This is a genomic window from Amycolatopsis sp. lyj-112 (assembly GCF_046549055.1).
Taxonomy (GTDB): domain Bacteria; phylum Actinomycetota; class Actinomycetes; order Mycobacteriales; family Pseudonocardiaceae; genus Amycolatopsis.
Map to the genome: position 1 here is coordinate 210,649 of NZ_JAJPWS010000011.1, position 14,596 is coordinate 225,244.

Annotated in this window: 15 protein-coding genes; 3 read left to right on the forward strand and 12 right to left on the reverse strand. The window is 69.1% G+C overall.

Going from position 1 to position 14,596, the window contains the following annotated elements; genetic code table 11:
• Positions 1–423 precede the first annotated feature (423 nt).
• The 4 genes from ACLJRL_RS30810 to ACLJRL_RS30825 form a co-directional block, all read right to left on the reverse strand.
• Positions 424–1,287, reverse strand: a complete 864-nt coding sequence (locus ACLJRL_RS30810) for a nitroreductase/quinone reductase family protein (RefSeq protein WP_410659834.1) — start codon at positions 1,285–1,287, stop codon at positions 424–426.
• A gap of 249 nt (positions 1,288–1,536) precedes the next feature.
• Entirely contained in the window at positions 1,537–2,133 is a 597-nt protein-coding gene (locus ACLJRL_RS30815; RefSeq protein ID WP_410659835.1) for a carboxymuconolactone decarboxylase family protein, read from the reverse strand.
• A gap of 37 nt (positions 2,134–2,170) precedes the next feature.
• The gene (locus tag ACLJRL_RS30820; protein ID WP_410659836.1) at positions 2,171–2,605 is read right to left on the reverse strand and encodes an acyl-CoA thioesterase; all 435 of its coding nucleotides are present in this window, start codon (positions 2,603–2,605) and stop codon (positions 2,171–2,173) included.
• Positions 2,606–2,623: 18 nt separating this feature from the next.
• Positions 2,624–3,421: a helix-turn-helix domain-containing protein gene (locus ACLJRL_RS30825; protein WP_410659837.1), complete on the reverse strand. Its 798-nt coding sequence runs from the start codon at positions 3,419–3,421 to the stop codon at positions 2,624–2,626.
• 67 nt (positions 3,422–3,488) lie between these two features.
• Here ACLJRL_RS30825 and ACLJRL_RS30830 point away from each other — a divergent pair, with 67 nt between their 5' ends.
• Positions 3,489–4,262, forward strand: a complete 774-nt coding sequence (locus tag ACLJRL_RS30830; RefSeq protein ID WP_410659838.1) for a hypothetical protein — start codon at positions 3,489–3,491, stop codon at positions 4,260–4,262.
• On the opposite strand, the gene ACLJRL_RS30835 is transcribed toward ACLJRL_RS30830, so the two are convergent.
• From ACLJRL_RS30835 to ACLJRL_RS30860, 6 genes are all read right to left on the reverse strand, one after another.
• A complete protein-coding gene (locus tag ACLJRL_RS30835; RefSeq protein WP_410659839.1) occupies positions 4,210–4,581 on the reverse strand; it encodes a DUF427 domain-containing protein in 372 nt (123 codons plus the stop codon). The genes ACLJRL_RS30830 and ACLJRL_RS30835 overlap by 53 nt on opposite strands.
• 62 nt (positions 4,582–4,643) lie before the next feature.
• Positions 4,644–5,408 (reverse strand): HAD family acid phosphatase, encoded by a 765-nt coding sequence (locus ACLJRL_RS30840; RefSeq protein ID WP_410659840.1) that lies wholly within the window; start codon positions 5,406–5,408, stop codon positions 4,644–4,646.
• Positions 5,409–5,419: 11 nt separating this feature from the next.
• A complete protein-coding gene (locus tag ACLJRL_RS30845) occupies positions 5,420–6,589 on the reverse strand; it encodes a THUMP-like domain-containing protein (RefSeq protein WP_410659841.1) in 1,170 nt (389 codons plus the stop codon).
• Positions 6,590–7,552 (reverse strand): class I SAM-dependent methyltransferase, encoded by a 963-nt coding sequence (locus ACLJRL_RS30850; RefSeq protein ID WP_410659842.1) that lies wholly within the window; start codon positions 7,550–7,552, stop codon positions 6,590–6,592.
• A gap of 4 nt (positions 7,553–7,556) precedes the next feature.
• A complete protein-coding gene (locus ACLJRL_RS30855) occupies positions 7,557–8,336 on the reverse strand; it encodes an enoyl-CoA hydratase/isomerase family protein (RefSeq protein WP_410659843.1) in 780 nt (259 codons plus the stop codon).
• Between the two features lie 65 nt (positions 8,337–8,401).
• On the reverse strand, positions 8,402–9,214 hold the full coding sequence (locus ACLJRL_RS30860) for an ABC transporter ATP-binding protein (protein ID WP_410659844.1): 813 nt from the start codon (positions 9,212–9,214) through the stop codon (positions 8,402–8,404).
• A 346-nt stretch (positions 9,215–9,560) separates the two neighbouring features.
• Here ACLJRL_RS30860 and ACLJRL_RS30865 point away from each other — a divergent pair, with 346 nt between their 5' ends.
• Positions 9,561–10,109 (forward strand): cysteine dioxygenase, encoded by a 549-nt coding sequence (locus ACLJRL_RS30865; RefSeq protein WP_410659845.1) that lies wholly within the window; start codon positions 9,561–9,563, stop codon positions 10,107–10,109.
• Positions 10,106–10,501: a rhodanese-like domain-containing protein gene (locus ACLJRL_RS30870; protein ID WP_410659846.1), complete on the forward strand. Its 396-nt coding sequence runs from the start codon at positions 10,106–10,108 to the stop codon at positions 10,499–10,501. Before ACLJRL_RS30865 ends, ACLJRL_RS30870 begins: the two co-directional genes overlap by 4 nt.
• Before the next feature lie 419 nt (positions 10,502–10,920).
• Here ACLJRL_RS30870 and ACLJRL_RS30875 read toward each other — a convergent pair whose 3' ends face one another.
• Positions 10,921–11,694 (reverse strand): hypothetical protein, encoded by a 774-nt coding sequence (locus tag ACLJRL_RS30875; RefSeq protein ID WP_410659847.1) that lies wholly within the window; start codon positions 11,692–11,694, stop codon positions 10,921–10,923.
• Positions 11,695–11,920: 226 nt separating this feature from the next.
• Entirely contained in the window at positions 11,921–14,461 is a 2,541-nt protein-coding gene (gene glgP / locus ACLJRL_RS30880; RefSeq protein ID WP_410659848.1) for an alpha-glucan family phosphorylase, read from the reverse strand.
• Positions 14,462–14,596 lie beyond the last annotated feature (135 nt).

Here is a 14,596-nt window from a genome sequence, read left to right on the forward strand (position 1 = left end):
CACACTTCGCTCGGTCTCATCCGGAGGATGTCCGGAACAAGGCCCTGCCAAACCCGCGATTCAGCGGGCGGCTCGTGTCAGCGGAAAGCGTGAGGCCTCCCCCATTCAACGACCGGCGTCCTCCGAAGGTTCCGCTGTGGAACCCGCGGGCTCACGGAACAGGTCCGTGTACCGCTCGCTTTGAGGAGTCGCGCGCTCGGTGCGCTCGGGCTCGTTGTCGATCGGGTGGCTGAACAGCGCACTGTCCGTGCTGTGAGTGTTAACGGTGAGAACCTTTCGGAGGGACCACTCTGCGGCGGTCTTCAGCGAGGTCAGGGGCGAATTCCGCCTGCGTCTCGCTATGGGGTGGCGTCACGCTGAGAGAGCGTCGCCACCCCAACGATACACGCCCCGGGGCCGGAACCCCAGGGCGTGCGTCCCCGTTCAGCCGAACTGCGGCGCGGGAGCCGTCACATTGAGCGCCGCGACGACGGTTTCCTCTTCGTAGGCGAAGTGCGCTTCGAGCTTGCCCGCGAGCGTCTCGAAGTCGTCCCGCAGCCTGCGCGGGTCACTCTCGCCGTGGACGTACCCCTCGACGAGCTCGCGGATCTGTCTCTGCAGCGTCGCCACGACGACGTGGTCCTCACCGAGTTTGGCCAGCGCCGGCGCGAGCGAGGGAAACCGTTGTGCCAGCATCGGAAACGCGCCCATGTCCTCGCCGGTATGGTGCTTCGTCAGCGCCTCGCAGAACGAAACACAGTGCGCGTGCAGGGAATTCTCCATCGTGAGCGAATCCGCGCGCCCGGCGACGATCTCGCCGACCCCCGCACGCAACGTCTTGAGTTCCCCGCGGAGCCAGTCATGGACCTCCACGAGGAAATCCCCCATCCCCCGCACCCTGTCGTCGATCCGGTGCACCGTGACGACGGGCAGCACGCGCGTCGTTTTCGCCTGGTACTCCGCGAATCCCGGCTCCGCGGCGACCACCTTGGCGAACAACGCGTCCCGCTCCGGCGCGGGCGGAACCGCCGCGATCGCCTCGTAGGTCTCGGTGCCCGTTTCGATCGTCACCCGCTCGCTGTGCCGGATGTTGTGGTACCACCCGGGATGCCGCGGCGATCCCATACTCGAAGCGACGACGACCATCTTGCCGTCGATTTCGAGATACCCCAAGGGATTCGTGCGACGCTTGCCACTCTTGGCGCCGATCGTGGTGAGCAGGATGAGCTCCCACCCCTCGAACATGCCGCCGAGTTTTCCCTTGTTCTGCCTGAATTCCTCGATCACCTGGTCATTGAAGCCGGTCAATGCTGTCCTTTCCCATCGCTGTGTCGACAGGAGGGCGGAACCACCGGGAAAAGGGCATGAAACAGTCTTGTACGCAGGACGGAGGCGGCATTCCACGACGAGGGGATGCCGGATGCGAGAGACGGTTCATACCGATCTCTGGTGGCTGAGTAGCCGCTACCTCCATGCGTAGGCCCATACGGGGCTCGACAACGACGTTAGCACAACGTCACCGGAGTACGCACCTGACGTGAACCCGCGTTCAGTCCTCTAATCGCGTTCGCCACCGGCGGCACGACCGAAGTTGACGGCTTCCCGTACCGAGTCCGGCACCTTCACCGCGAGTTCCCGGTCGGGCCGCGCGCCCAGTGCGTCGTTCACCGTCGAGAAAGCCAGCCGGAGCGCGATCCACGTCGTCGCCTCGAAGATCTCGCGGTCACTGAACCCGGCTTCCCGGAGACCGTCCACATCGGACTTCGCCGTGGCGTTCGGATCGCCGACGACCTGGCGGCTCCACGCGGCGAGAGCGGCCTCCCGTACGGAAAGAGCGGAAAGGGCGGAGGTGTCCTGGCCCTGGATCACCTTCGCGGCGGTCGGTTCGTCCGCCAGGCCCGCCAGCTTGGTTCCCCAGGCCAAGGCGCAGTACGAATCGCCGCGCGCGGCGGCGGTCGCGGTGACCATCACGGCGACCTCGCGGGCGGTCAGTGAGGAATCCGCGAGCAGTTCGGCGCGCAGGTCCTTGAACGACGTCATCACGTCCGGGCGCCACGACCACAACCGGGTCAGGTTGTAGACGTAACCTTCCGACTCGAGGTCGTCGTCGTAGGCGGAGGTTCGCGGCGGCTCGGCGAGAAAAGTGGGCTCCATGGTCGCCAGTATGCCCTCGGAAAAGAACGGCGAATGATCACGGAATCCTTGCCAGGCCGAGAATTTCCGGCCGCGCCGCGTATTTTCGCCAATATTGCCCCGGGTCCGCGACGAGACGACGGCTTTCCAGATCCAGCAACCCCGAAAGGCTCTCCACCTCGGCGACCACGGCGCCGTCCGGGGCCACGAATTCCTGGACGACCCGGGAGACCTTGCCCGGTTCCCAGGTGAACCGGGTGAGGACGTCTATCCGGGCACGTGCGCGGAGTTCCCGGCGAAAGCGGATCGTCGTTTCGAGGTTCACCGGGCCGAGGTTCTCGGCCTTGAGCACCAGCGGATCGACACCGGCCGCCCAGACGCACTCCCAGCGCGCGTGATCGGCGTACGCGAGGTACGCAGGCCCACGTACGTGGCCGTTCACGTCGAGGTCGTCGGTGCGGATGTCGAGGGTGACGCGGAAAGGTTCAGGCACTCCCCGATCCTGGCCTCGTCACTCGCCCGTGTCTGGAACGTTTCGGCCAGGCCGTCGCGCCCAAGACCGCACCAGCTCGCCCGGGGTCGCCCCCGCCAAGCGGCGGCAGTCCCGCCCCAGATGGGATTGGTCCGCGTAGCCCAGTTCAGCGGCGACGTCGGCGAGCGACGCCCGTTCCCGCGCGACACTCTCGACCCTCGTCAGGAACCGGTGGAACCGCAGCACCCGCTGCAGTTCCTTGGGGCCGACGCCGACCTCGTGCCGCACATGCCGCCGAAGACCGCGTTCGCTCACTCCCAGGTCGGCCGCCACCTGCGCGGTACCCGCCGACGGCGAACGCAACGCGCGGGCGGCCGCGATCGAGAGACGGTCCAGTTCGACGCCCTGACGCAGCCGCTCGGCGACCAGCGACTCCAGCACGCGCCGAGCCTCGGCCGGTGTCGTGCAGGGGGCCAGCGCCTCTTCCGCACGGCGGGCCGACGAGCCCCACACGGTGCTCAGCGCCGTCGCGCCCGACGGGAGCTCCGACATCGGCAGGCCGAGCAGCGCGCCGCCGGTCCCGCAGCGCAGCCGGAGCCCCACCGTCCAGAGCGACGAGGGCAGGTCATGGCGCAGCACGCCGCAGGCCGTAGTGACCACGGTGAGCCCTCTCCCGTCCCAGACGAGGTCGGCACAGCCGTCCGGGAACACGCGCAGCGACCGGCCACGGCCCACCTGCCCGGTCCAGGCACTTTCGATCACGGCGTCGACGCCAGGAGCCGGCACGCTTTCGCGGTACACCGACCGGCCCGAACGCCGACGCAGCGGAACACCCACGCTCCGCAGTATGCCCCCGCCCACCGACAAGATGCGCACGACTTGATCTTGCTGAAGACTGCCCCTCGTGCTGAGGCCGGTGCTCGACCCGTCCCCCGCCGAGTGGATCGCCTCCAGGCTCGGTGGGGCGTTCGGCGCGGCCTGCCGCACCGTCCCGCGGGGGTATCCCGCCTACGCGCGGATCTGCCACCCGGCCGAACGCGACCGCGGCGGCTGGGCCAGCTGGAGCGACGCCGCGACGGAAACCGGGCGGCGCGCGCACGGCGGTATGCAGTGGCACGCGGTGGTGGGCTCCCCGGATCCGGTGAACCTCACCGGATCGCTCTGGCGGGGCACGCCACCCGACCGGGGCAACCTGCCCGCGCACACGCTCACCGCGCTGCTGGCCGTCCTCGGCGACCACACGTCCACATCGGACACGTGGTTCTGCCTCTGGGAGGGCTACGGCTGGGCCGGCTCGACCCTGTCCCGCGAACACCTCGACGCACCCCGCCTGCGGCACCCGGGGCGCGACTACGTGATGTTCGGCGGACCGCTGACGGCCGCCACCGAACTCGGCTGGCGGCCACGGCCGAGCTGGTTCGAGGCCCAGTCGCCCAACCTGTTCTGGCCGGACGACCGAGCGTGGTGCGTGGCGACCGAAATCGACTTCGACACCACGCTCGTCGCCGGAGAAGAAGCCCTGATCGAGGCGCTGGTGAAAACACCTTCACTCGAGGCTTGGCGGATCGAACCGGACACGTCGCTGGCCGCCGACGCGGACCTGATCAACGGCGTCGGCGTGACGGTCAGCGCAGTTCCAGCGCCACCTTGTCCGGGTAGAACGCGACGTGGTCCTTGATCTCGGCGACCGCGTCGTGCGGCGCCTCGTAGGTCCACACGGCGTTCTCGGCGAGACCGTCTTCGGTGCGGATGCTGTAGTACGACGCGTCGCCCTTGAAAGGGCAGTACGTCGAGTGTGCCGTCCGCTCCAGCAGGCCGAAGTCGACGTCGGCGCGCGGGATGTACTGCGCCGGCGGGTAGTTCGACTCCTGCAGCGTCAACGCGTTCGCACTGTCCGCCACGACCTTGCCGCCGACCGTGACGACCACCCGGGCCTTGTTCGGCTCCACCGTGATCTGGTGCGACGCGCTGGGCTGTAGGACCTTCTTGTCAGGCATGGATCAGCTCCCTCGAGGGTTTCCGATACCGAGGACAGCAACCCGCCCCGCGCGGTTATTCCTCAGGGCAGGTAGTACATCGGGTTCGGCAGCTTGACCGGGGACTCCGCGTAGCCGCCTTCGAGGTCGGTGAACTGGTCGCCGAGGTTGAGCACGATGGTGGCGCCGGTCGAGGCGATGTGCTTCCGCGTGCCGGCCTTGTACTGCACGGTGGTGCAGGTCAGCCCGCACGGCAGATAGTCCGGCACGGTGACCTTCGGCTTGAAGAAGGCCCCCGCCGGTGCCGGGAACCCCTCGTTCGCGAGGTTCTTGAGCGACTGCGGGCCCTGGAACTCGTTGCGCCCGGTCAAGAAGTAGATCTTGACGCCGCGCTGCGCGGCCCAGTTCGCCAGTTCCAGCACCGGTTTGTTGGCGACGAAGGTGCCCTTGTCGATCGCTTCCTGCTGCTTCACCGGGTCGAAGCCGAAGTCGTTGTCGGCTTCCCAGCCATACGTGACCTCGGCGGTGTCATCGACGTCGAACACGATCGCGGGGTTCTTGACGCCGTGGTCGAGGCGACGGGTGAGGTAGCGCTTGGCGTCCGCGACCTGGCGCCGGGTGTCGGACACGAACCGGCTGTTGTCCGAATAGCCGTGTTTGCCCGCGCTGTCGACGACATCGCCGTAGTAGGCCTTGACGTCGAGTTTGACCTGGCCGATGTTGGCGGGCTCGTGTCCCCGGCGCCAGTCGGCGTCGTCCTGGTTCGCGACGGCGGACGCGCCGCCGACGAGAACGGCCCCGGCGGCCGCGGCGGCGGCCAGTTTCAGCAGACCGGTGAACCGGCTCATGGAAATGCTCCTCACGTCAGCTGTGCGCGGCACAGGAACGCTACTCCAGAACGGCCGATTCTGGTCAGTACCAAAGTCGCTTCTTCACCGCCGCGGGGTTTCAGCTTGCGCCGCAACGCATCCGGGTCTATGTCCAGACCGCGGACGAGGATCTCCAGCCGTCCGATATCGTGTTTTTTCAGCAGTACGCGAAGATTCTTCTCGCTGTACGGTCCGTGCTCGAACACCCGGAAGGCCCGGATTCCCGGCGGCGGAACGTCTCCGGTCAGGTACGCGATCCGTTCGTCGAGCTGCCACAAGCCGTGGCGCGCGGCGTAGTGACGCACGAGCCCGGCGCGGACTACGGCACCGTCGGGATCGATGATCCAGTCGCCGGGCGGCCGCACCGGGATCTCGTCCGGATCCGCGTCGGTGACCGTCCACTGTGCACCGTCCGATCGCAACACCGTCGCCCGGCGCGACACAGTGGACCCCACACCACGCCAGAGGCAGGCCTCGCGAACCTGACCGTCCAAAGACACCAGTTCGACCTCGTCCGCCCAGGGCGCGATGGAGAAATCGAGGCCGGGCGCGCATTTGACCGACAGTTCGCGGCCCGGGTACGCGTCGACGAGTCCGTCCAGCGGTGGCAGGAAGTCGGCGGGTTTCCAGGCCCGGCGCCCGGCGGAATCCCGGCGAGCAGGGTCGGCGACCACGACGGAGTCCCGGCTGACCGGCCGCAACGCGTCGGCCCTCAGCAGTACCGGCGACACCCCCGCCTCGACGGCGTTGTGCCGGGCCATCGCCAGCCGGACCTCGTCCAGATCGGACCCCAGCGCACGCTCGGCGACACGGGCGATCTCGACCAGGTCCGCACCGACGGAACAGGTCACGTCGTGGACGTCGCGACCGGCGAGGCGAGCAGCCCGATGCCGGGCGACCAAGGTGGCGCTCGCCTGCTGGAGCGCGTCCCCGGTGAACAGCCACGAACTCGCGGAGTCCAGTTTGGACGAAGACTTCCGTCGCAGCACCACCGTTTCCAGCACCGCGGCCGCGTGGTCCGGGGCGATCCGGCGCACGGCGGCGACGTCGGCGATGCGGGTCTTGTCGGTCAGCGGCAGGGCCGCGCACTCGGCGAGCGCCGCGCTTCCCGCGCCGGAGCGCAGGAAGGCGACGTCGCCGAGGGTGAACGAGTAAGGCACCTAGGAACGCTTGGTACCGGTGATCATCACGTTGTAGAACAGCTCGCGCGGCAGCACCTTGGCGAGCAGCTTCTTGTCCAAAGCGGACAGACGCAGCCAGATCCGGTACGCGAACAGACGCCAGCGCAGGGTCAGCTTCTCCTGCGGCACAGCGGCTTCGAAGGTCCGGATCGGCCAGCCCGCGAGGGCGGCGGCGAACTCTTCGGTGACCGCGCGGACGTCCTGTCCCCCGGCACCGCGGGCCATCGACTCGAGGTCGGACGGGTCGAAGGTGTGGATGTCGACCACGGCTTCGAGCGCGGCCGCGCGCGAGGACTCGTCGAGTTCCTCCTGCGGACGGCGCCAGGCGGTCAGTGCCGGGAGCTTCGTCAGCTTCGTGGTGAGGTACCAGGTGATCTGGCCGAGCTTGCGGGCGTAGACGTCGCCGATCTTGGTCGGCTCCCCCGCGAACACGAACCGGCCGCCCGGCTTGAGCACCCGCAGCACCTCGGCGAACGCCGCGCGGACGTCCGGGATGTGGTGCAGCACGGCGTGCCCGACGACGAGGTCGAAGCTGTTGTCCTCGTACGGGATGCGCTCCGCGTCGGCGACCCGGCCGTCGACGTCGAGGCCGAGGTTCTCGGCGTTGCGCAGCGCGACCTGGACCATGCCCGGCGAGAGGTCGGTGACCGACCCCTTCTTGATCACGCCGCCCTGCATCAGGTTCAGCAGGAAGAAACCGGTGCCACTGCCCAGTTCCATCGCCGTCGGGTACGGCTGGCCGTCTTCACCGGCGACCGCGTTGAACACGTCGGTCGCGTAGGTGATGCAGCGCTCGTCGTAGGAGATGGACCACTTCTCGTCGTAGGTCCCGGCTTCCCAGTCGTGGTAGAGCACGTTCGCGAGTTTGGGGTCGGCGAAGGCCGCCTTGACCTCGTCGGCGGTGGCGTGCGGATTCGGCGCCGGGTCGTTCACCTGGGTCATCGTGCTACTTCCCCTCGAAGGTGGCCTTGCCCGGGCCGTTCTCGATGAACGACTTCATGCCGTTGCGCTGGTCCTCGGTCGCCCAGAGCGCGGCGAAGAGGTGGGATTCGAGCTTGAGCCCGCTCGCGAGGTCGGTGTCGAGGCCACCGTCGATCGCGGCCTTCGCGGCGCGCAGTGCCACGGCGGGGCCGTTCGCGAACTGCGAGGCCCACTTGTGCGCGGCGGCGTAGACGTCGTCCGGCGCGACGACCTCGTCGAGGATGCCCAGCGCCAGCGCCTCTTCGGCCTTCACGAACCGGCCGGTGAACACGAGGTCCTTCGTCTTGCTCGGGCCGATGAGCCGCGCGAGGCGCTGCGTGCCACCGGCACCGGGGATGACGCCGAGCTGGATCTCCGGCTGGCCGACCTTGACGTTGTCGCCGGCGATCCGGCGGTCGGCGGTCAGCGCGAGTTCGAGGCCGCCACCCAGCGCGTAGCCGGTGATGGCCGCGACGACGGGCTTCGGGATGTTCGCGATGGTGGCCAGCGACGCCGTCAGCGCCGCGCCGAACTTCGCGATCTCGGGGTAGGTGCGGTCGGCCATCTCCTTGATGTCCGCGCCGCCCGCGAAAGTCTTCTCGCCGCCGTAGAGGATCACCGCGCGCACGTCGTCGCGGTCGGACGCCTCACGCGCCGCCTCGGCCAGCTCGGCCTGCACCTGGTTGTTCAGCGCGTTGACCGGCGGACGGGCCAGCCGGATCGTGCCGACCCCGCCTTCGACCTCGAGACTTACGAACTCTCCCACGCCGTCCTCCTTCACTGGGTCCGTCCCCACGGACAGACTCACACGCTACCGGTCAGTACGACCTGTCAACGGCGACGGGCGAAGAAGCGATCACCGGACCGCTCGAGGAGCAGGTCCTGGTCGAACGTCTTCGAGAGGTTTTCGCTGGTCACGACGTCGTCGACGAGGCCTGAAGCGACCGCGCGACCGTCGCGGAGCAGCAGCGCGTGGGTGAATCCGGGCGGGATTTCTTCCACGTGGTGGGTGACGAGCACCATGGCCGGGGCCTCGGGGTCGAGGGCCAGCTCCGAGAGCCGCGCGACCAGGTCCTCGCGGCCGCCGAGGTCGAGCCCGGCGGCGGGCTCGTCGAGCAGCAGCATCTCCGGGTCGGTCATCAGCGACCGCGCGATCAAGGTCCGCTTGCGCTCGCCCTCGGACAGCGTGCCGAAGGTGCGCTCGGCCAGGTTCGGGATGCCCAGCGCGCCGAGCAGTTCCCGGGCGCGATCGGTGTCGAGGCTGTCGTACTCCTCACGCCAGCGGCCGACGACGGCGTAACCGGCGCTCACCACGACGTCGAGGACGCGCTCCTCGCCGGGCACCCGCTGGGCGATCGCGGCCGAGGTGAACCCGATCCGGGGGCGCAGCTCGAAGATGTTGACCTTGCCGATCCGGTCGCCGAGCAGGTCGACCGTTCCCGAGGTCGGGTGGAGTTCGGCCGCGGCCAGCCGGAGCAGGGTGGTCTTGCCCGCGCCGTTCGGGCCGAGCACCACCCAGCGCTCGTCCAGTTCCACGCTCCAGTCGAGGTCGGCGAGGAGGTCGTTGCCTGTTCGGCGGACCCCGACACCGGTCATCCTCACCACGAGGTCGTCAAGTTCGCTGGGCTGGATCGGCTCGCTCACGAGCCCATTGTGTCCGCACACGCGCGCGCGTGAACACCCGGCCGCCGCTCTGGGGAAAGAGGCTGGTCCAGGGAGTGAGACAGAGCTCTCCGGAACAACCGCCGGCCCGCGACCTGTGGCACCATCGGCTTCGTGATCAGGTCCGTGTCCGCCGCCTTCCCCATCATCGGGGGCTCTTTCTGGCGCCGTCGGACGATCGACCTGCTCCTCGTCGCCTCGTGCGGGTGTACCACCGCGCGACACGGCTGAGCTTCGTCCTTTCGGCACACGTCTTGTGCCGTGGCATCCGTGTCGCGCCGCGTTCGGCCTCATTTCGCCCACGCACCCCTTCACGAGGAGCCTCACGGTGACCACGTCCCTCACCCCCCGCCAGGATTTCGAGATCCACCCGCAGCTGACCGACCCGCTGCTCCCCCAGCTCGTGCACCCCGAGCGGCTGCTCTGGACGCCACGGGAGCTCGCCGATCTGACCACCACCGTCACCACCGAGCTGACCGGCGGGCTGCGCGACCTGCTGCGGTTCGACGAGGACCGCCGCTGGTGGGCTCGGCTCGCGCTGACCGACGGCGTCGAACTGTGGCTGCTGTCGTGGCTGCCCGGCCAGCAGACCAAACCGCACGACCACGGCGGCGCGGCCGGTTCGTTCACCGTGCTGCAGGGCGAACTGGGCGAGGAGTACCGCTACCCCGGCGGCCCGGTCCGGCGCCGCACGCACAAGGCGGGCGAAGGCATCGGCTTCGGCGCGGGGCGCGCGCACCAGGTGACCGGGCTCGGCACCGCGCCGGCCGCCAGCGTCCACGCCTACTCGCCGCCGCTGGTCTCGACCCGCGAATACGTGACACTCGCCGACGTCCCCGCCGAGATCCCGTCGCTGGCCCCGATACTGAACCCATGAGTGCGATCGACGAACTGCTGGCCACCGCCCGGTCCGGGCTGAACCGGGCGGAGCCGGAGCAGGCGCAGCGGCTGCAGCGGAAGGGCGCGCTGATCGTGGACATCCGCCCGCACGTCAACCGGCTGGAAGAGGGCGAGATCCCGGGCTCGGTGGTCGTCGAGCGGATCCACCTGGAGTGGCGGCTCGCGCCGGACAGCGAGTGGCGGCTGCCGGAGGTGAAACCGGACTCGACGGTGATCGTGGTGTGCAACGAGGGGTACTCGTCGAGCCTGGCCGCCGCCGATCTCCAGCGGCTCGGCCTGTCCGGCGCGACCGACCTCGAAGGCGGGTTCCGCGCCTGGCGTTCGGCCGGCCTCCCGCTCCGCGAGGGCGGCACCCCCGCCGTCCCCTGACGCGTTTCGTCCTCTGGTTGCGGTAGTTGCGCAACGCAAGTACCGCAACCAGAGGACTAATCGCGTGTCTGGTGGATCTTGGATGCGGGGAAAGCAGCGGGGAGAGCTGGGGCGACCGAACCGGTCTCACGTGACCCGCGAACGCCCGCCTACGACAACTCTCACCATCCACAACGCGGATGTCATGCTGCCCGTCCCCGGACGTCGCGAAAGCCACTTCCAGGGCATAAGACGGCGCTCTGGGAAAATCCGTCGACCGGCCGGGAAGCCCGGAGCGTCCACAAAGGACACATTCTGCGCCGAATTGTCCGTTTGAGTGTCATTTGCACGTATTCTCAAGGTCGTGAGGGCCACCTTGAGGGACTCTGAGTCCCTCAAGGTGGCCCTCACGTACTCCAGCTTGAACCGCAGGACACGCGCTAATTGCGGGGGTCGAGCGCGAGCCGGGCGATCTCCGACGGCGGCAGCGGTAACGCGGCGTCGATCCCCGCGCCCCGGATCGGGCGCGGGTTCACCAGGACTCCCGTCGCCTCACTCCGGCCGGCCGCCGCCCGCACGACCTCGCGGCCGGTGCGGTGACCGACCCGGGCCCAGCCCGCGCCGGTGGCCGCGCGGTACTCGGCGAACAGCCGGTCGTCGGTGAAGACGCAGAACCAGTCGCCATGCCCTTCGAGGCTGTCCGGGAGCGGCGCGCCGGTCTCGTCCGCCGGGCCGCAGACCCGGCCGTCGAGGAACATCCGCACCACCGGCGACATCCGGGAAAGCCTGTCGTGGCCAGGCCGGATGTTGCCGTCCAGCCAGTACGACGCCAGCCGCAGGTCCTCTTCGGTGAGTTCCGGCTGCGGCGCGTCCAGACTGTTCTTGACGCCGCTGAGGAACCGGTAGAACCGTCGCGTGCAGGTCCGCTCGGAGATCGCGACCCGGCCGCGGTCGACCATGCGCCGGAGCCTGCCGACCATCCCGGCTCCCGATTCCGCCGGGTCCACGCCGAGGTTGTAGGCGGTCCACACGATCTCGGGCAGGACGGGATCGGTGAACTGCCCGAGGACGCGATTCAGCCGCAAAAGGACGATCTCGCGCACGCGGCCGGGCTCGGCGCCTTCGGCGATGCCCCAGATGGCACGGAGTTCCGGCCCCAGCGAGCGGCCGAGACCGTCCTGCCGGATCCCGGCGCGGGCATGGATGTGGTGCAACCGATCCTTGGCTCTGCGCGATCTTTTCGTTTCGTTCGCCGAAGTCACTATTCCTCCCCTTCGCGACCTCAAGAACGAAGATTCTATTCTATTGTAATTGCGAACACACGCCACCCTTGAATGCTTTATCCACTCACTTTGACCAGGCACTTTGTCATTTCTTTGACAATTTACCTGATCATTTCCGCCTTTTGTTCGCTACCGGCTTGACAGCGGCGAAAAGACGTCAGGCGTGCACGACCCTGGCGAGTTCCGCCGGTGACGCGAGCAGACGGTGCTTCGGCAGCACGCGGACGGTGTAGCCGATCGAGCCCGGATGCGGCAGCTTCAACCGGGCCACGAACGCGCCGATCCCGTCGCCGGACATCGGGACGGTGACGGGCTCGCTCAGCTCGTCGCCGTCGCCGACCTTGCCGACCACCGCCTGAACGTCCACTTCGGACGGTTCGAGGCCGGCGAGATCGATCCGCGCCCGGATGGTCACTTCGGTCCCGGTGACCATCGGCGCGGCGTCCTCGACGAGCAGTTCGGTGTCGAAGATCCGCAGCCGCGGCCACGAAACCTCCAGTTTGGTCCGGTAATCGGCCAGCGAGAGCGCCCCGCGATAGGCGTCACCGGTCGCCTCCGCGACCATCCGCGACGCCGGCCGGTAGCCCGACTCGACGTACTCCCGCACCATCCGCGACGCCTGCACGCGCGGCCCCAGCGTCTCCAGCGTGTGCCACACCATCGACAGCCAGCCGCCCGGCACGCCACCGCTGTCACGGTCGTAGAACAGCGGCGCGATCTGGTGCCCCAGCAGGTCGTAGAGCGCCGCGGCCTCCAGTTCGTCGCGGCGCAGCGGGTCGGTGACGCCGTCCGCGGTCGGGATCGCCCAGCCGTTGCTGCCGTCGTAGCACTCGTCCCACCAGCCGTCGCGGATGGACAGGTTGAGCCCGCCGTTGAGCGCCGACTTCATCCCCGAGGTCCCGCACGCCTCCAGCCGCCGCACCGGCGTGTTCAGCCAGACGTCGCAGCCGCGGTAGAGGTAGCGCGCCATGGACATGTCGTAGTCCGGCAGGAAGACGATCCGGCGCCGCACCTCGGGATCGTCGACGAACCGGACGATCTGCTGGATGAGCTGCTTGCCGCCCTCGTCGGCCGGATGGGACTTGCCCGCGACGACCAGCTGGATCGGGCGCCGCTCGTCCAGCAGCAGCGCGCGCAGGCGTTCCGGGTCGCGCAGCATCAGCGTCAGCCGTTTGTAGGTCGGCACGCGGCGCGCGAAGCCGACGGTCAGCACGTCGGGGTCGAAGACCGTGTCGGTCCAGCCGAGTTCGAGCGCCGACGCGCCGCGCTGCATCCACGCCGCGCGCACCCGGCGCCGGACCTCGGCGACCAGCTTCTCGCGGAGTTCGCGCCGCAGAGCCCACAACTGCTCGTCACTGACGCCGTCCCGCAGCGGTTTGCCCTGAGTGCCGTCGAGGCCCCACTCCTCGTGGTTGCGCCCGAGCAGCGCGCTCAGTTCCCGCGCCACCCAGGTCGGCCCGTGGACACCGTTGGTGACCGAGGAGACCGGCACCTCGTCGAAGTCGAAACCGGGCCACAGCCGGGAGAACATCCGCCGGGACACGCGGCCGTGCAGCGCCGAGACGCCGTTGGCGCGCTGCGCGAGCCGCAAACCCATATGCGCCATGTTGAACAGGCCCGGGTTGTCCTCCGCGCCGAGCGCCAGCACGCGGCGCGGGTCGACGTCCGGGACCAGCCTGCCGTCGGTGAAGTAGCGCTGGACGAGGTCGACGGGGAACCGGTCGATGCCCGCGCTGACCGGGGTGTGCGTGGTGAACACGGTGCCCGCGCGGACGGCGGGCAGCGCCTCGTCGAACGCGAGGCCGTCGGCCTGGATGATCTCGCGGGCGCGTTCCAGCCCGAGGAATCCGGCGTGGCCTTCGTTGGTGTGGAACACCTTCGGCTGCGGATGCCCGGTGAGCTCGCAGTAGCGCCGCACCGCGCGGAAGCCGCCGATCCCGGACAGGATCTCCTGCCGGATGCGGTGATCGGCGTCGCCGCCGTAGAGCCTGTCGGTGACCGCGCGCAGGTCCTCGTCGTTGGCCTCGGTGTCGGTGTCCAGCAGCAGCAACGGGATCCGGCCGACGCGGGCCTTCCAGATCTGCGCGTGCAGCGTGCGCCCGGCGGGCATCGCGACCTGGACCAGCACCGGCTCGCCGCCGTCGGTCAGCAGTTCCAGCGGGAAGGCGTTGGGGTCGATCACCGGGTAGTGCTCGACCTGCCAGCCGTCGAGCGAAAGCGCCTGCCGGAAGTACCCGGCGCGGTAGAGCAGCCCGACGCCGACCATCGGCACGCCGAGATCCGACGCCGCCTTGAGGTGATCGCCGGCGAGCACGCCGAGACCGCCGGAGTAGTTCGGCAGCGCCTCGGTGACGCCGAACTCCATCGAGAAGTACGCGACGGCGGACGGGAGATCGGCGTCGTCCTGCTTCTGATACCAGCGTGGCTCGGCGAGGTAGCGCTCCAGATCGGCGACCGCTTCACGCGCCCGGGCGAGGAAGGCGTCGTCCACGGCGAGCTCGTCGAGACGGGTCGGTGGCAGGGCCGTGAGCATCCGCAGCGGGTCGCGGACGCGGTTGAACAGCTCCGCGTCCATCGACGCGAACAGGTCGCGCGTGGGCGGATGCCAGGTCCAGCGCAGATTCGTGGCGAGGTCACCGAGGCCGGCGAGGGACTCCGGCAGGCTCGCGCGGACGGTGAACCGGCGGACTGCTCTCATGAGGAGCGACCATATCGGCCGCGCGCCTCCCGCGCTCAAGACCCACTTCGGGGATTACCTGCACGCGTGCCATAAGCGCTGGGTAGGGTCCGTGCTTGCCGGTGTACGCGGCCCGGTCTGGGGCCCTGACGACAA

Bases quoted from the DNA above. Each gene is read 5' to 3' on its own strand.
- ACLJRL_RS30815 (WP_410659835.1), bottom strand. From the start codon at position 2,133: ATGGAGCCCACTTTTCTCGCCGAGCCGCCGCGAACCTCCGCCTACGAC.
- ACLJRL_RS30835 (WP_410659839.1), bottom strand. From the start codon at position 4,581: ATGCCTGACAAGAAGGTCCTACAGCCCAGCGCGTCGCACCAGATCACG.
- ACLJRL_RS30840 (WP_410659840.1), bottom strand. From the start codon at position 5,408: ATGAGCCGGTTCACCGGTCTGCTGAAACTGGCCGCCGCCGCGGCCGCC.
- ACLJRL_RS30850 (WP_410659842.1), bottom strand. From the start codon at position 7,552: ATGACCCAGGTGAACGACCCGGCGCCGAATCCGCACGCCACCGCCGAC.
- ACLJRL_RS30870 (WP_410659846.1), top strand. From the start codon at position 10,106: ATGAGTGCGATCGACGAACTGCTGGCCACCGCCCGGTCCGGGCTGAAC.
- glgP (WP_410659848.1), bottom strand. From the start codon at position 14,461: ATGAGAGCAGTCCGCCGGTTCACCGTCCGCGCGAGCCTGCCGGAGTCC.